Annotated in this window: 16 protein-coding genes; 8 read left to right on the plus strand and 8 right to left on the minus strand. The window is 56.2% G+C overall.

All coding sequences use genetic code 11. The features are described from left to right. The 6 genes from HY788_02655 to HY788_02680 all read right to left on the minus strand — a co-directional run. Positions 1–333: hypothetical protein (locus HY788_02655; GenBank protein MBI4773076.1), on the minus strand; the 333-nt coding region annotated here is incomplete at its 3' end. Positions 334–423: 90 nt separating this feature from the next. Next, positions 424–2,322, minus strand: coding sequence for a RiPP maturation radical SAM protein 1 (locus HY788_02660; protein MBI4773077.1), 1,899 nt, complete (start codon positions 2,320–2,322; stop codon positions 424–426). An 81-nt stretch (positions 2,323–2,403) separates the two neighbouring features. Next, complete coding sequence (locus HY788_02665) at positions 2,404–3,075, minus strand: nitroreductase family protein (protein MBI4773078.1); 672 nt, start codon at positions 3,073–3,075, stop codon at positions 2,404–2,406. Between the two features lie 290 nt (positions 3,076–3,365). Further along, entirely contained in the window at positions 3,366–4,649 is a 1,284-nt protein-coding gene (locus HY788_02670; GenBank protein ID MBI4773079.1) for a hypothetical protein, read from the minus strand. A 330-nt stretch (positions 4,650–4,979) separates the two neighbouring features. Beyond that, positions 4,980–5,864 (minus strand): citryl-CoA lyase, encoded by an 885-nt coding sequence (locus tag HY788_02675; GenBank protein MBI4773080.1) that lies wholly within the window; start codon positions 5,862–5,864, stop codon positions 4,980–4,982. 1 nt (position 5,865) lies between these two features. After that, on the minus strand, positions 5,866–6,648 hold the full coding sequence (locus HY788_02680) for an enoyl-CoA hydratase/isomerase family protein (protein MBI4773081.1): 783 nt from the start codon (positions 6,646–6,648) through the stop codon (positions 5,866–5,868). 304 nt (positions 6,649–6,952) lie between these two features. Between HY788_02680 and HY788_02685 the strand changes: the two genes are divergently transcribed. Both HY788_02685 and HY788_02690 read left to right on the plus strand, forming a co-directional pair. Next, the gene (locus HY788_02685; GenBank protein MBI4773082.1) at positions 6,953–7,147 is read left to right on the plus strand and encodes a hypothetical protein; all 195 of its coding nucleotides are present in this window, start codon (positions 6,953–6,955) and stop codon (positions 7,145–7,147) included. Beyond that, positions 7,148–7,423, plus strand: coding sequence for an OsmC family protein (locus HY788_02690; protein MBI4773083.1), 276 nt, complete (start codon positions 7,148–7,150; stop codon positions 7,421–7,423). Positions 7,424–7,614: 191 nt separating this feature from the next. Here the strand turns inward: HY788_02690 and HY788_02695 are convergent, their stop codons facing one another. Next, on the minus strand, positions 7,615–8,205 hold the full coding sequence (locus HY788_02695; GenBank protein ID MBI4773084.1) for a DUF2889 domain-containing protein: 591 nt from the start codon (positions 8,203–8,205) through the stop codon (positions 7,615–7,617). A gap of 445 nt (positions 8,206–8,650) precedes the next feature. Here HY788_02695 and HY788_02700 point away from each other — a divergent pair, with 445 nt between their 5' ends. The 6 genes from HY788_02700 to HY788_02725 all read left to right on the plus strand — a co-directional run bounded on the left by HY788_02700 (position 8,651) and on the right by HY788_02725 (position 15,162). Further along, positions 8,651–10,300: an acetate--CoA ligase family protein gene (locus HY788_02700; GenBank protein ID MBI4773085.1), complete on the plus strand. Its 1,650-nt coding sequence runs from the start codon at positions 8,651–8,653 to the stop codon at positions 10,298–10,300. 6 nt (positions 10,301–10,306) lie between these two features. Continuing rightward, entirely contained in the window at positions 10,307–10,771 is a 465-nt protein-coding gene (locus tag HY788_02705; GenBank protein MBI4773086.1) for a hypothetical protein, read from the plus strand. Between the two features lie 236 nt (positions 10,772–11,007). Further along, positions 11,008–12,498, plus strand: coding sequence for a YcaO-like family protein (locus HY788_02710; protein MBI4773087.1), 1,491 nt, complete (start codon positions 11,008–11,010; stop codon positions 12,496–12,498). Between the two features lie 170 nt (positions 12,499–12,668). After that, positions 12,669–13,211, plus strand: a complete 543-nt coding sequence (locus HY788_02715; GenBank protein MBI4773088.1) for an isochorismatase family protein — start codon at positions 12,669–12,671, stop codon at positions 13,209–13,211. Between the two features lie 185 nt (positions 13,212–13,396). Then, positions 13,397–14,383, plus strand: a complete 987-nt coding sequence (locus HY788_02720; protein MBI4773089.1) for a 4Fe-4S binding protein — start codon at positions 13,397–13,399, stop codon at positions 14,381–14,383. A gap of 38 nt (positions 14,384–14,421) precedes the next feature. Continuing rightward, the gene (locus tag HY788_02725) at positions 14,422–15,162 is read left to right on the plus strand and encodes a prolyl oligopeptidase family serine peptidase (GenBank protein MBI4773090.1); all 741 of its coding nucleotides are present in this window, start codon (positions 14,422–14,424) and stop codon (positions 15,160–15,162) included. Between the two features lie 8 nt (positions 15,163–15,170). Here HY788_02725 and HY788_02730 read toward each other — a convergent pair whose 3' ends face one another. Continuing rightward, entirely contained in the window at positions 15,171–17,207 is a 2,037-nt protein-coding gene (locus HY788_02730; protein ID MBI4773091.1) for a protein kinase, read from the minus strand. Between the last annotated feature and the right edge of the window lie 90 nt (positions 17,208–17,297).

A 17,297-nucleotide genomic window follows, 5' to 3' on the forward strand; every position in this document is an offset into this window, starting at 1 on the left:
CTGCTTTTGGATTGCGCTGATCTGCCGGGTTTTGCTCCCCGCCATCGCAACGAGCTGCTTGTATCTGAAATCCATAGCCAAGACGCCGAACCCGGCTTCGTTCAGTTTGGAAGGAAAACCGGCGAAATGGTTTTTATCGCAGCGGGTATCCGGCAGTAGAATAACGACCGGAGCATCAGGAGCAGGCGCCGGATAATAGACGGCAGCGAGTTCCTTCCGGTCATCGGTAAGCAGGGTTACGGATTTTTGGGACGTTTGCCCGGCAGCACATCCCAAACCCACCAGAAGCAGCGGCAGAAACACATACCAGGCATTTGCGGAGGCTTTTCTCATACTCATCTCCTCTACCACCTACGGTTTTCGGAAGGAGCAGTTCATACGGGTCCGCAGGAGAGACCCCATACCATAAAGGCCTTCATGCGGTTACTGGACCCCGATATTGGTTTCGTGGAAACCGGACCATTCCTCCGAGATGTCGAGGTCCTGTCCGGGCGCCACGGCCAGGCTGAGATACCGGTCGTTCTCCCGCAGCATCAGACGGCGCTCGACCAGATCGTCGAGGCTGTCGCGCAGGGAGGCGTCTCCGCCATATGATTCACCCGCCTGCTCCTGAATCTCCTTTGCCAGGGATTCGAATTCCCGTTCCGAGTCACAAGCCAGGTAAGCCAGGGCCGTGTCTCCCTCCAATCCGACCTCCGCCTTCATTCCACACGGCCGGGTATCGTGCATCACGATCTTGTTGTCCGGCCGCGTGTAATAGATCAGCGAGGGAGGCTCCGGTTGCTTCCAGGAATCCTTCCACTCGGCCACCACGTCCTTCAACGGATCTACATACGAGGGAATGTTCTCTTTGCCGTCGAAATCGCAATCGAAAAACGAGGCCAATTCGTCCAGGTCTTTTTGTTCGAAGGGATAGAGGGATCGGTATCCGGCATGCGCATGGACATTGGTCAGTCCCCAATCCTCTCTCTGCTCGAACAGGGGGCTGAAGCGGACCAGCAGCACCGGGCTCACGGCCATGGGCGGGGCGAGATGCACCAGCAGAGGGACCAGATCGACCATGCGGCGATAGGCTTCGGGGTTTTCTCCGGGAAACCCGTACAGGAGATTCCAAGTGGGATACATGCCGTATTGCCTGGTCCATTTGAGGAACTGGACGTTTTGCAGAAGCGAGCTTCCTTTTCGCATGTAATCGAGCATTTCCGAGTCCAGGCTTTCGATGCCCGGCTGGAACAGCTTCACTCCGACGTAACTCAAGGCTTGAACCTGATCGTTGCTCAGGTTGGCCCTGGCTTCGAGAAACAGCTCTTCCAGCCGGCCCCATTCCGCCAACGCCGGGAACAGATTCTTGAAAAAAGCCATGTTCAGAACCGAGTCGGTCAGTATGACCTTGTCCACGTTGTACTGTTCCACCAGGGCCTTGATCTCGGTTTCAGCCCGCCGGGCGGTCTTGGAACGATAATTCGGTTTCCTGCAGTTCAATCCGCAGAATATGCATTGCGATTTCTTGCCCCACCAGCATCCCCTTGAAAACTCGAGGGAAATGGGGGCAGAGGCAAGGAAGTCCGGGGCCCATTTCTTCAGCGCTCCGAAATAGTCGTCAAAATTGGGGTACGGCAGAAGATCCAGGTCCGGAGCCTCGCCCGATCCTTGATCCACGATGCGCCCGTTATGCCGAAAAAGGATACCCGGAATGCCCTCGGGAGGTTTTCCGGAAAACCATTGGGTGACGGCCCTGGGAAAGGCCAGATCGGCCTCGCCGTTCACCACCCAGTCGACGAACGGAAACAGGCGAAGCAGGCTCAGGCCCATTTCTTCTCTGCAATTGGCGCCGCCGAACGCGACGATCTTATCGGGCCACCGCTCTTTGATGCCCTTTGCCAGGGCCAGCGAGGCCACGTGCTGACTGTACACCGAGCTGAAGCCGATGATGTCGTATTCGTCCCAGTCGAGACCATCCAGGCACTTATCCACGAAACGGACCGCCAGGGAGCGCAAGGAGTTCAAAGCGCCCTGCGCATTGTTGACGTCGAATCCCCCCGGCAGCAAGGGAGCCGTAAGGTTCTCGATCCTCCCCCTGTCCGACTCCGCCCACTCCTTCCCGAACAGCTTTTCTCCAAATATCCATTCACCGACCATGATCAGATCGGCAATACCCTCATAAATCTCATGATGGCCCATATAGGTCTGGAAAGCGATATTCAGATAGGCGACATCACAGCCGACCCCTTCCTTTTCCAGAAGAGATTTCAGCAGGCTCAGCGCGCCGGAAGGGTAGCGCACACTGGCGAAGGGCATACTGATCAAGCGTACCTGTTTCATGTCGTCCTTTTTCGGTGTGGAGTATAGGGAATCCGCCGGCGGCGGATTCCCGAGGAACCTTTGGATGGACAGGAAAGGAAATCAGAACTTCCGGCCGACTTTGTCTCTGGATACGACGGCGTCGAAATCCTTGCGGGGACGGGCTTTGGGTTGTTCGTCCGGGATTCCGAGTGTAAGCAGCGCCAGCACATACATACGATCGGGGATCCCCAACAAAGCCTTCACCTCGTCGTAGAGTTCTTTCTGAGTGCCGGTGGCTTCATTGCTGAGCGCACCCACGATGCACATGCCCAAGCCCTGGTTCACGGCTTCGATGCCCATGAAGGCGTAGGCGATCCCCAGCTGTTCGAACGTGCGGGCCAGGATCATGGCGGGCCCATGTTCGGCCACACAGAAAACGGGGTCTTTCAGAATTACGTTGTCGACGATCTCCGCGGAGATTTTCATGACACCCGCTTCCACCAGGCCCATAAGGGCTTCACGGTTCTTGGGTTTGTCCCATGCGGTAAGATCGCCGCAGACGGCAATTACCACCGGAGCGCGCGCAACCTGCTTTTGCCCGGACGCCAGCTTTGCCAGCTTCTCTTTTGCGGCCGCTTCCTCGACCACGATGAAATGCCACGGCTGGACGTTTTCCCAGGAAGGCGCGCGCCTCCCCGCTTCCAACACACTCCGCAGAGCGGCTTCCGGGATCGGCTCGCTCTTGAATTTGCGTATGCTCCGCCACGCTTGAATCGCTGCCGTTGTTTCCATGAAGATGATCCTCCGTTCTTTCAAGGATGAAGGTTGTCGGAAAAAAGCGTTTCAACTCGCTGCATTTCGGGAAGCCGGCTGAAAAAGGTCCCTCCAAACCCCTCCCGAAATTTAAGAACGGTACGGGAGGAAAACGTTTTCAAACGCTTTTCCCCCGTGATGACAAAAAAACATCCGCGACCTTTGGCGCGATCGCGGGATGGGTTTCGGACTCACGCAGAAGCCGTCTCAGGGCCAAACACCGGCGCGGGATTCGCGCTTCCCGGCTTCTTTGTCCCTGTTGTCACTTCTCAGTTGCGGCTCCTTAGATGCGTTACCGCTTTTTCCAGGCCGTCCAGCGTCAACTCGAACATGGAAAAGATCCTGCGAATGGCGATAATGGTCTGGACGTAGTCCCACTCCTGCCTGCGAGTCGGGTTGAGCCATACGGAATGGGGGAACTGCTTGGCCAGAAACTTCAGCCGTTCTACGCTCGGACTGATAGATCGTTCCTCGAGATGTATGGACCCGTCCGTGGCCATGAGTTCGTACGGCGCCATGCTGGCGTCGCCCACGATGACCAGCCGGCACTCTCGGTCCATGTTTCCGAATTCCTCGAGCCGCTTCGGTTTGCGCATGCGGGGCGCATCTTCCCAGACAGCATCGTAAATCGTATTATGAAAGTAATAGGTCTTCAGATCTTTGAAACGGGACCTCGAGTAGCTGAACAGGGTCTGCACCACTTCCACGTAAGGGTCCATGGACCAGCCGCCGTTGTCGATCATCAGCAGCACCTTGAGCCGGTCCCGCAGGCTGCGTTCAAACTCGATCTCGATCTCCCCGGCGTTTTTCATGGTAGTCCGGATGGTCTCATCGATATTCACCCGGTCCTTGGGTCCAAAAGGGATCATGTTCCGCAGCCGTTTGAGGGCCTCCCCCATCTGGGATTGGGTCAGCGGTCCTTCCTGCGAATAGTCGCGGTAGCGTCTGTCCATGGCCACTTTGATCGCGGACTTGTTGCGGGAAACACCCCCCACGCGCATACCCTCCGGATGATTCCCCGAATGGCCGACCGGGGAATATCCTCGAGTGCCGATCCATTTGTAGCCGCCGTGGTGAGCGCCCTTCTGGCTCTTCAGCATTTCGAGGAAATACTCGATCAGTTCCTGGGCCGTAAGCTTCTGCCCCATCCATCGGCTGTTGCTGTTGGAGGCTCCATGGTCTTTGAGCCGTTCCAGGGCGTACTTGAGACGTTCCTGGGGTGACATTTCACGGAGCGTTTCCCTGTCGACGCCCAGCAGGTCGGCCAGATCGTCCGGGTTCGTCAGCCACTCCTCGAGAAGCGCCTTCACGGCCTCTTCCAGCTCGATGGCTGAAAGGTCGGGAAGCTCGACTCCTTTGAAATGATGAGCGAACACCCGATCGTAGGTGTCGAAATAGCGCTCGCTTTTTACCAGGATGGCGCGCGCGCCGATGTAGAAATCGTCCAGACTGCTCACGAGCCCGGTGGACAGTGCGTTATGCAGTCTCAAAAATGCGGTGGGGGTCACGGGAACCCCGGAATCCCGCAATAAATAAAAGAATTGAACGAACATGATCACCACTCCGGGAATCCGACGCGCCGGTGGATCCCCCGTGTTTGGACCCTTATGCAAAATGCCTGACAGGCTGTTGAAAAACGCGATCCGCGGTCACGCCAAGGCGTGACGCTTCATCCCTCGTCACTGCGACGTACTCTATGTACGCCTCATTCTTCGGGATTTGCGCGCCTTGCATCTCATCGTTTTTCAACGGCCTGTAACAACCCGGCCTTTTCAACGGGCTTCTAAGCCGTTTATAAGATAGCAGCTTTTTCTCTTGAAAGATAGCCCGGCTTTGTCCCGTGTCAACGCCGCCCGTGCAACGGATCGCGAGAGGCCTCCATGTCATTCCGCCTTCTTCCGGGCGCCGCCTCTTCCCGCTTCCGCGTCTTCATACGCTTCCGGAAGTTCGCGCAGAGGCGGTCCGGAATAGGTCATGTGCTCGCCGATCAGATCCGGGGGCATGGGCGCTTTGATGCGTTCCTTGCGCATCTGCGTTTCGAAGCCGTGCGCCATCAGTCCCAGACCGCGCGAGAGGCATACGAACCCCATGGCGGCTTCGGCGGGGACGCCGCATTCACACAGCACCACGGCTCCTCCGCCATCCACGTTTATGGGTATCCGCTCTTTGGAAAATACCCCTGGAAGTACTTCCTCGAAGATTCGGGCCCACCGCATGAATCGACCGGAAACCACGCCTTCGGCCCGCGCTTCCTCGACCATTTCAAACAGCTTGACGACCCGCGGATCCTTGTCGTGCACGGGATGGCCGTACCCAGGAACGTAGCGCTTGTCCGTAAGATAGGTTTCACAGGTGTCGCGGATAACGCTCTCCGGCGTGCGGCTGGTTTCGAGAATAATGCGCTCCGTTCGATAGAAGAGATTCGCAGCCTCTTCTATGGGACCACCGTGAATGCGCCCGAGCAGGTTCATCCCTGACGCCATGACACAATTCAGAGGAATGCCGCAGGTCGCAGCCATGATCGAAGTGGCCACGGCGGGCGAGTTGGCCCCGTGGTCGCACACAGCCACGAGCAAGGCGTCCAACAAACCGCTGATCTTGCGATCCTTCGGAAGATCTCCCGCGACCATGAGATAGGCCATTTCGCCAAAAGAGACGCGCCCCATCAACTCCTCGAGGGGATACCCCCGAATCATCAACTGATTGGGCCGCACCTGAATAATCGATGAATCCCACCAGCCTTTTCCGTCCCCGGCTTTGTCTTTCATATCAGTCTCCACCTCCGCCATCCGATTTTGCAGCCTTTCTGTTCAAAAAGGCCCGGGTCCGGTCCTTCATAGCGTGTCCCCCCAGGGACTCCAGCATGGGCCACGCCGGATCGTGAACGTTCTCGAGAAAGGGATCCCGGTCACACTCAGCGAGCACTCTTTTCGATAGAAACATGGCCGAAGGATCGTTGCTTGCCAGGATATCCACCAGGGACCGGCAGCCCGCCTCGAATTCCGCCTCGGGAAACACCCGCTCGACCAGGCCCAGATCGCGCGCCTCGCGAGCTCCGAGCCGCTCCGCGGTAAATACGAGAAACCGGGTCCGCGACAGGCCGACCGTCCGAACCAGTCGAGCGAGGTAAAGATAGCTTTCGGTCACCCCCAGCCGGGAAGAAGGAATCCCCAGGAAAGAGCTTTCCGAAGCGATGCGAAAATCAACGCTCAACGCCAGTTCCAGGCCCGTTCCCAACGCAAACCCCTCGACCGCCGCCATGGTGGGACACGGCAGACCTTCCAGTTTGGTATACACGCGCTCCCTTAAATCATGGAACTCCCGCATGCCCGACTCGTCGAACGCGTGGAGTTCGCTGATGTCCGCACCGGCGCAAAAACAGCGGCCTTCCCCCCTCAACACAACGGCCCGCGGCGGTCGATCCATGGGTATGTCATCGAGCACGGTTTCAAATTCATTCAGCGTCCGGGTGTTCAAGGCGTTTTTCTTCTCGACCCGGTTCAGCGAAATGGTAAGTACTTCTTTCTCGAACAGCGTCTTAACGAACTCCATAGGGTACTCCCGACTAAAAGTGCGGCATACCGGACGACGTGTTATCGTCTTCTCTCCCGGCGGCATTTTTATCCCAATTATGTTAGAATCATGTCAAAAAGCTACAAACCGGCGTCGTTTGTCAACCGGATTTGTTGGATTTCGTTCCTCGAGCCAGCTTTGTCCGCATTCGCTTGACCGTTCCACCAACGCTGTGGTTTCCTATACATAATTTCGATTAGGCCGGGCGCACCGTATTGGAAAAACCGATACCAGCGCTCCTCTTGTCCACGGCACAACGACGCAGCATCATGGAGGAACACTCATGGGAGAAATCGTTCACACGACCCGGAGCCACATTGTGCGTGAATCGGGTCCCACTCGCAAAGCGGTGATCGAAGGATTCGACGGAGTCATTCACTATGGCGTTCACGGGGGAATCAAGAAGTTCTACAAGGTGGAGCCCAAAGAGGAGTACCCCGCCACCCTCGACCACATGGTAAGCGCCATCGCGGCCTGAATGATGGGCACACTGGCCGCGGTGCTGGCCGGAAAAAAGATCAAGACCTTCGAAGAACTCTACTCGGCTGATGTGGAAGGAGACATCGAGAACGTCAATGGTGTCTTGAAAATCACCCAAATCCGAGTCAAATACAACTTGAAAGTACCCAAAGGCAAAACCGCGGACGCGCGCGACGCACTATCCTCCTATATTGAAGGCTGTCCCGGAGCCCAGAGCGTTATCGGCTGTATTGACATCAGCGACGAGGCGGACATCGTGGAACTCGACGAATAGGTTCCGCAAGAAAGACCCGCTTCGACTCGATTTCGCAAACCGTCAACGATCGGTTATTGTTCGTCATTCCTACGAAAGAGAACTTACCGTCTTAGTCATCCCGGCCCAGCCCCGTAACAATGGGGCGAGAGCCGTTCCTCCCATATTCTATTTGCCGTTTAACGAAAAATCCTCGCCGCTCCGGCTGATCGCTATTGTTTTTCTTGTTGCTGCTGGCTCTTGGCAATAGCCTTGAGTTTTTCAGCGCCCTCCGGCGCCTCCGTACTCCGGACTCTCTGCATGAAGGGAGTATCCTGCGTATAGCGCAGGCAACCGTTCTTGATATCCGGCCGGAACCAGAAAAATATCTTATATACCTGCTCCTCCGTTATGCCGGGAAAGAGCTGGGCCAGTTCGTATTTACCGTGAACGTCTTGAGACTGGGTCAGACAGTAGCAGGCCTCATGAAACAGGTCTTTCAGATGGGTGCAGCCCTGTTTGTTCCAGTCTCCGTTTAGCTCCTTTACGAGCCCTGAACCTACTTTTTTTCCGATCAGAGCATCGAGACAGTTCTGGGCGTCCCGGCAAACCGGGTCCGGAACTCCGGCCATTTCGCACTGGATTTCCACGATTTTAAGGGACGGGTGTTTGACCATCATCGTCAGACGCAGATGGTGAACATGATCCTGCATTTCCACCGTAACCCGAAACTGCCGTTTTTCCGGCACGAAAGAAACTTGTGCGTCCTTTTTTCGGTTATACAACAACCGCTCTCCATTTCCTGAAGACTCCGCATTCGTCATACGTATCTACCTTTTCCTGTAGTTGTTGGTTCAGCCGTCAGCCGCATCGTGGATCCATGTCGGCCCCAGGTACTTGAAATTCGCCGTCGGCAAGATCCGTTTCCTGTCGATCAGTTTAGTAAGCTCGCGGCTCGGCGAGGCGAAACCGGGTTCAATCCGTCCGAGTTTAGATAAAGCCTGGCCCGGAGAGTGTCAATAAAAAACGTACGTACATGGCTCTCCATATCCAACGGAACCCGTTTACGCATCGACTTGGATTGCGTATGACCCGGAGTTCGCTTCCCAGCCTCATCCCTCCTTGACTTTAGGCTCTGTTTCACATACTAAATGGGATCGGAATCCAAGCATTGGCGCACGGCTGTTTTTTTCGAAATCGGCCGGACATATAGCCGCGTCCACTCCTGCTTTTTCTTCATTCGCATAACATAAAGAGAGGGAGACCAATATGCAGAAAGCCGAGATGAGATCTCTGTGTGAAAAGTACGCCTCACAGGGTGCGACGATTGTTCCGGAACACGTATCCAAAAAGATCATCAAAGAGTACGGGGTCAGCGTGCCTGAAGGATCCTTGGCGAAAACCGCCGGCGAGGCCGTCCAATTCGCAAAACAAGTGGGATTTCCCGTTGTCGTAAAAGCGGTTTCCCCCGAGATCCTCCACAAAACGGAACTGAGCGGCGTGGCGCTGAATCTGGCCTCCCCCGAAGAAGTGAAGAACGCTTGCGACCGTATTGAGAGCAATTTGTCCAAGCGGGCGGAAACCTTGGAAGGCTTTCTGGTCGAAGAAATGATTCAGGGCGATATGGAACTGATTATCGGACTCCAAAACGACCCCTATTTCGGCCCTGTTCTCATGTTAGGCACCGGAGGCGTCTATATTCACCTGCTGAACGATGTGACGTTCCGGGTACTCCCCGCAACACGGGAAGATATCCAGGCCATGATCGAGGAGATCAAGGGCAAAATCCTGATGCGCGGGTTCCGGGGAAAGCCTCCTCTCGCCGAAGGCGCCCTGATCGAGGCCATGCTGAAAATCGGACAATTCGGCGTGGACGCCGCAGGCCTGTATGACACCGTGGACTTCAATCCCGTGTTGCTCAACGAGTTGGAAGCCGTGGCCCTGGATGCGAAAATCGTCCTTTCCAAGGTTCCAAAAGCAACCACGATCAGCGATGAACGCCCCAATGTCACCAACATGGACAAATTCTTCGCGCCGAAGAACGTGGCTCTCATCGGAGCGTCCACTACGCCGGGCAAAATCGGAAACGCGGTGGCGGACAGTTTGATCAATCACGAATTCAAGGGAAACGTCTTTCCGATTACAAAAGGCGGAAAGGAAGTGTTCGGACTCAAGAGCTACGAGAACCTCCAGGAGATACCCGAAAAGATCGATCTGGCCGTGGTCGTCGTGGGGTTGGCCCTGGTGCCCGGTATTCTGGATCAATGCAAGGACCTCGGCATTCCGGCCGTACTCATTGTATCCGGCGGCGGGAAGGAATTGGGAGCCGAAGCGGCGGCGCTCGAAAGAGAAATCCATCTGAAAGCGCGGGAATACGGCATCCGGGTCATCGGTCCCAACTGCATCGGTTGCTTCAACGCGGAAAACCGGTTTGACGCTTTTTTCCAGGTTCACGAACGCATGGTGAGGCCCAAGGTCGGAAATATTTCCTTTATCACTCAAAGCGGCACCTATGGGGCCAGTTTCCTCGAAGAATGCGCTCTCATGGGCGCCAGCAAAATGATTTCTTACGGCAACCGCGTGGACGTGGACGAGGCGGACATGATCCTCTATCTGGCCGAGGATCAGAACACGAAAGTCATCGGTTCCTATGTGGAAGGACTGGGGGACGGCCGCAAATTCCTCGAGGCGGCAAAACAAGTGATCTCCAGGCATCGGAAGCCCATCGTGCTGTATAAGTCCGGTCGAACTTCGCGGTCGGCCGTGGCCGCCCAATCCCATACCGGCGCTTATGGGGGCGCCTACGGAGTTTATTTGGGTGCGTTCAAACAAGCGGGCATTCTGCCCGTGGACTCGTACGAGGAACTGGTGGGAGTAACCAAGGCGCTTTCCATGCAGCCGGCGGCAAAAGGGCCTTGAATATCCATGATCAGTAACGGAGCGGGTCCCATGGTCAACGCCATAGACCTGTTCGATCGTTACGGTCTAGAGATTGCCAGACCGAACCCATCGTCCGTCCAGGAAATGGAAGCGCACTATCCGGCCTTCTATATCTGCAAGAATCCGGTGGACGTAACAGGCTCGGCAACGTCCGACGACTACGCGTTCGCCATGGAATGCCTGCTCAAAGACGACAATGTACATGTCATCATGAACTGGTTCGTGTTTCAGGACACACCCCTCGATGAAGGGATTGTGGAAGCATTGGACAGAATCAACCGGAAATCGGATAAACCGATCCTGTGCGGTGCCACGGGAGGACCCTACACCAAGAAAATGAACCGGGCCATCGAAGAAATCGGAGTGCCTGTATACGAATCCTCCCATGGTTGGATCGCAGCGGCCAATGCGCTGGTCAAATGGGGCGCTATCCTGAAGCGCGCGAGATAACCGGCATAGCGCTTCCGGACGCCGTTAGCAAGTGGTCCAACCCGCCGTCCGGTACGCATGTAACCATCGGGGCCGGGGACGCCTCATCAAGAATGCCCCCGGACCCCGTGCAGGGTCTCCCGTCCAAAGGTCTCCGGCCCCGGCCCGCCGGGCGGCGCGTGTAGGCCGTGCTAAAGGAAGTCTGAAAAGAGCATTCGCGTTGAATCAACAACTTTTAGAAAGAGAACTGGGCACCAATGACGCAGCACTCGAAACACCTACAGTCTAATGTCCAACTGAAAAACACTCCAAAAAGACATACCGTGGGACTCGAAAAGGCCATCCCGCCCTCGGAAACGGTCCGGAACCTGGAAAGCCTGCTTGAAAGTCTCGATCTCAAACTGGTCCAGGAGGTGATCCGCATCGATTCCGGCCGTCTGGACATCCCCGTATACGTGTGCCAGGTGGGAAAGGACTGCAACACGCCCACCCCAAAGACCATGGGTAAGGGTCCTACCCCCGAACAGAGCCGCGCCAGCGCTTTGATGGAAATGGTCGAGCGTTTCAGCCACGCGAATTTTCCCCGGCCCGAAAACTACCGGAAAGGCACACTAGGAGAAGCTGAGGGTGATCTCATTCCTTTCGACCATCTGTTTAAAGTGCCCAATCGGGACGCTACGGCGCCGGATGAATGCAAAGAGGAATTCTCGTCTCTTCCTTTCGCCTGGGTTCCGGCGTACAGCCTGGTCCGGCATAAAGACATCATGCTCCCTTACGAGTGGTTTGCCGATATTCAGGGGACCAATGGGCTGAGCGCCGGCAATACCATGGAAGAAACCATCCTCCAGGGGCTGTGCGAAGTGGTGGAACGGCACGTGAGCGCAGTGGTGAACATTGAGGCGAATCCTGTTCCCACCATCGATCTAAAGACGGTCCGAAACCCGGTGGCGCGCGATTTGATCGGAAAATTCGTGCGGAACCATATACAGCTCGTATGTAAGGACTTCAGTTTGGACACCGGCATTCCCACCGTAGCAGGTATTGCGTTCGACCCAACTACCTTCCCCAACAGCGAAATCGTCTATTGCGCGGGTACGGCCACCCATCCCGAACAAGCCCTGATTCGTGTACTGACCGAGATCCAGCAGATGGCGGTGGACTATTTTAAGCAGGACTACTACGCCGGTGGAATTCTTCCGAAGTTCCGGCATTGGAACGAATCCACTTACCTGTTCGATGATAGTGAAGCCGTTCCCATTCAGTCGCTCCCGGATGTGTCTTCAGGAGATTTGCTCGAGGAACTCGAGCGTTGCACCTCGGCCCTGCAGCGCATCGGATTCGAACCCCTGGTGGTCAACATTACCCATCCGGTTCTCAAAATTCCCGCCGTGTTCGTCATGATGGCGGGGTCGCAGCTGTACGAGAACTCCTTTCACGAGTTGGGCGTCACGTATTACCTTGGAAGGCGACTGGAGTTCCTGGGAAGACTGGAAGAAGCCATGGAGCATTTTCGTTTGAGCATGGCGCAGAATTCCAAGACGAAGCTCCACTGCATGTTGGAGATCGCCAACTGCCTCAAATTCCAAAAACGATGGGCTGAGGCCCTTCAGGCTTACAAGGAGGCGTACTGCCTGGGTCCGGATCGGGCCATGCAGATGCAGATGCTGCGAGCCCTGCAGGTCTGTTCCGACAAGCTCAAAGAATCCGGGGACATGCCCGGAGCTCTGCAAATGGGAAGATCGGCTTAGGGTCGAGAAGCATCGGGGGCCGGAAAACCCGGCGCGCCCGACGTCATGGGGTCGTTTCAGCAGGTAGAGAGAAACCGGTGATGTCCGGTCCGTCCCTGCCACGTTTTAGGAATGAAGATCGTTTCCGCCAATAACCCACACCAGGGGAGTATCCCACTTTGCGTCATCCAATGATTGCGGACCGCGACCGAAGTATGTTGCTTGTCGTGGACGTACAGGAGGCCATGCTGAAAGCCATATCCGTATGGGAAGAAACCGTACGCAGGGTGAGTCAGCTCGTGCGCGCGGCAACGGTCCTCAACATCCCGGTTCTGGTCACCGAACACTACAAAAAGGGACTCGGCGCAACGATTTCACAGCTTGACCCCATGTTGAAGCAAGCTTCCTTTTTTCAGAAGGAACACTTCAGCGCGTGCCTGGAAGGGGACTTTCCACAAACGGTACGCTCGTTCGATCGCTCACAGATTATCCTCACCGGGATGGAAAGCCATGTATGCGTTTTCCAGACCGGAATGGATCTGATCCAATCCGGGTATCAGGTTCACCTGGTCCGGAATGCGGTGGCATCCAGATTCAAAGAAGACTGGATCACCGCAGTGGATCTGTTTCGCGACGCCGGAGCGGTCATCACTTCCACGGAAATGGTCATCTTCCAGTGGGTTCGAAGGTCGAACACGGACCAATTCCGAGCCGTTCTGCCCATCGTGAAATAGGGCTGCCTGGTTGAGGCGCTGGACTTTTTTGATAATCACTCCGGGGGAAATCCTATGAAATCCGTCTCGGGCCGGTTTCCCGGATACCCTGTGATCGGAACATCATCCATGCCGGCCCGGCTTTCTCGCGGGCAATGCGCCTGTGGGGCATAAACAAAAGGAAAGTAATACTTCATGAGTTCGGCGTGGAGTTCGAGATTCTACAAAAACTGTTTACTCCTGAAGAAGCGGAAATCGCCTGCGCCTTGAGTCTCAAACCCGAACCCGCAGAGGCTGTGGCTGAACGGCTCGGCAAAGACGCCGAATGGATGCGGGAAAAGCTGATGGACATGTCCAAAAAGGGGCTCATTTTCCGATCCGAGAAAGACGGACAGACCGTCTTCTCCGGCGCAGCCTTTGTCGTGGGCATCTACGAATACCACGTAAAACGCATGGACCGGGAGTTTGCCGAAAAAAAGGCCAAGTACCTCAAAGAGGCCTTTTATAACGAACTGCACAGGGGGGAAGGCAAAAGCTCTTTCCTGCGGGTGGTGCCCGTGAGCAAAAGCGTGGACAGCGACCTCGGCGTGTATCAATACGAGGAAGTGCGATCCATGATAAGCCAACAGAAGCTGATTTCCGTGACGGATTGCATCTGTCGAGTCAAAGCCGGACTGTTGGGCAATCCCTGTAAACGGCCGATGGAGACCTGTTTTGCCTTCGGGGCCGGGGCCAAGTTCTATATCGAGAACGGCTGGGGACGCGAGGTTTCCGTTGACGAGGCGCTGTCGATCCTGGATATGTGCGACCGCGAGGGCCTGGTGCTGAGTCCTTCCAATTCCCAACGCCCCGTGGCCGTTTGCGCCTGCTGTTCGTGCTGTTGCGACTTTCTCCATAGCCTGAAGCGCTTCGATCGACCGGCGCTGGTGGCAAACGCGACGTTCTGCGCGGAGGTGGACTCCGATGCATGCGAAGGATGCGAGACGTGCGTGGACCGGTGTCAAATGGAAGCCATACAAATGGACGATGACCTGGCCGTCGTCAACAGTGACCGATGCATCGGGTGCGGGTTGTGTGTGAGTACTTGTCCCACGGGGGCTCTCAGTCTGTCTCGGCGAGAAACGGCCGGAACGCCTCCCGAACATATCGGGCACTTTTTCAAACAACTGGGGTCGGAGCGGGGCAAAATGTAGCCCGCGAAGAATCCGCTTAAAGCAGCACGGGAATTGTAATGAGAACCGACGGTGTCCGCCAGGAGCGCTTTGTCCTCACCAGTGACGGCGTAGGGCTCCAAGTCTTCGTGGCCTCACCCGAAAGCGAACACAAGCCGTGCGCCTCGGTTCAGATTCACCACGCGGGCGGTGGATATGAACCCGTTTATGAGCACATGGCCGTTCAAATGGCCCGGAGAGGTATGGTCGGCATAACCATGATCCATCGGGGATATCCTGGATCGGGCGGGCGCCAGGAGTACGGAAAAGGTGAAATCACCGATATCGGGAATCTAGCCGACGAGATGCTCGGCAGGCCCGACATCGATCCGGCCGGGATGGGCATCATGGGATATTCGAGGGGGGCGCACAACGCCATCCTGGCCATGGAGCGGTTCGACTATTTTCGGGCGGGCGCGCTCTGGAGCACGCCGACGGACATGGTGGACCACGTGAACGTGAACCCGTGGATTTCGGACATGTTCGGAGGCTTCCCGGACCAGGCGCCCGACGAGTATCGCATCCGTTCTTCCATCCTGTTTGTCGACCGGATACGCTGTCCGCTGCTCCTGATTCACGGGGAAGCGGACGACGTGGTGCCTGTGCGGCACACGTTACGTCTGGCCGAGGCCCTGGAACAACTCAACAAGCCTTTTGAATTGAGACTAGTCCCAAACGAAGGTCACATCTGGTCGTTGGAGGGCTTTGCCAACAATTGGCGCCTCACCCTCGAGTTTTTCGAACGAAACCTGCAATCGTAATCCTCCCTCTACTGCCCCGCAGTCGAAGGCGCTGAAGCAGTCATCGCACAGCGGAAACCCACTTCCTCGAAGGCCTCCCAGGGCTGGCGGGGAATAGGGCCCGGAACCACGGATGCCTCTTTCGAATCCTTTCCCTGACCTGCCAGGATCACATATTCACTCGCATCGCCCCCGCTTTCCGATGCAGAGGGACGTTTCCGGATGCCCCACTCGCCGACGTTTCGATTCAACCCACGAATTCCCAAGGCATTCGCAGGGTAAAGCATCGCCGGGGACGGAAACGCCGGATCTTCCGGAGATCGGACGGCGGACGGCTGCGCCTGAGGATGCATCTGCTCCATCATGCTCGTTGTCCCGCTCTTCGTCCCGGGCTCCTGAATCGCCTTCGCATCTTCCCGGTGTTCCGGTTTCCCCAGCCTCACGGCATGAAGCCATTCCAAATCCGTGGGCAGCCTTCTGCCGCAAAAAGCCGCGTAGGCGGAAGCTCCGTACGCTGTGACCCTCACCACGGGACAGGACGCATGACCCGCTTCCGTGACACGAAATCTTCCGTCTCTGAATGCGATGGGATCGTAACCGCCAACAACCTCTCCCAGGAGCAGCCATATGTTTCCGTCTCCTCGAACCACACCCTGCTCCACTTCGATTTTCGAGAGCATTTCGTTCAGGAACTCGACGTACTGGTGGTTCGTCACCAGCGTTTCGGACATGTAGAAAGGCGGCAGATCGACCGACTTCCCCGTTTGGGGACCGAAGTCCTGAGGGGCGGCCACCGTCCCGCCGGGAACGAGATAGAGTTCAGCTCCATCCTTTCCGCGTAACGTGGCTGACAGAACATCATCCGGTGGAGAAGCGGTTCGCGGACTTTTTTCAACTTCCCTGGGCGATTTCTCCTCATCAACGGTGGTCGGCGCCTTCGAAGTCACGACCGTCTGTTCCGTTTTGGGTCTTTCTTCCACTTCCGAGGGCCGCTTCTCTTCGTCAACGGTTGCCGGCGCCTTTGGAATCACGCTCGACCGTTCCGTATCTTTAGCACGGAATAACTGGGGGTTTCCTAAGAGGTGCCAAACGGTCATGGCGGAAACGGCCAACAGCGTGATGAAAATACCGATCCAGATCCATTTCTGATGGAGACCGGCCGCGACCGTAACGTTAGGACCGCCCGCCTGCCGATCGCGGCTTGCTTCCCACCCCGTCAAAGCCTCTTTGAGGGCGGCTTGCAAAGCGCCCATCGACTCGAATCTGTCCTCTTTCTTTTCAGCGGTGGCCGTCCGTATGATTTGATTCAACTCTTTGAAAAGAGGCTTTTCCGGGTGCTCCAGCTCCACGGTTCTGAAGGGAATGGTCGTGGGAGGCATTTTGCCGGCGATCGCCTCGTAGAGTATTTTGCCGAGCGCGTAGATGTCCGTTCTTGCATCCGTTCGTTTGAGGTCTACGAATTGTTCTGGAGACATATACGCCGCCGTTCCTTTGACGTCGATCGATCCGGTGATAGGCTCCAAACAGTGCGAGGCCGCTAGACCGAAATCCACTATCTTGGGATTGGTTCCATCCATCAGAACGTTTTCCGGTTTCAAATCCCGATGAACCATTCCTGAAGCGTGGATGGCTGCAACGCCCTCGAGCAGGGGAAAGAAGTATTCCTTTATCCAAGATGACATGAGCTCTTCGTCAGGTTCAAAGCCCTCTTCCGACATTGTGAACCGGAGTGTCGCGCCGGGAATGTACTCCATTGCGATATACTCCAAGGGAACTTCGTCTCCGCCCATCCGCACCTTTGTTGAACCGTAGTCAATAATCTGAATGACGTTCGGATGTCGGATGGAAGCCGTGGCCTTTACCTCCCGCCGAAACCTGGAAAGGGCGTTCTCGAGTTCCTCTTCATCCCCGTCGAGCGTCTCGAGCCAGTCTCGCGACACGATCTTGATCGCCACGTCCCGCTTCAAATTCAACTGGTGGGCCCGATATACCTCTCCCATTCCTCCTTTTCCGAGGGATTCGAGGATCACCCACTTGTTGTCCAGCACTGTCCCTGCTTCAAGCATGTTGTCAGACCTGTTCCTGCACTAGTCCGCCCGTGATCGTTGACTGTTTCCAGTTCAATCGGACCCTCGGGTCCCTACCCCCATTCAACG

Source organism: Deltaproteobacteria bacterium (genome assembly GCA_016208165.1).
Taxonomy (GTDB): domain Bacteria; phylum Desulfobacterota; class Desulfarculia; order JACQYL01; family JACQYL01; genus JACQYL01.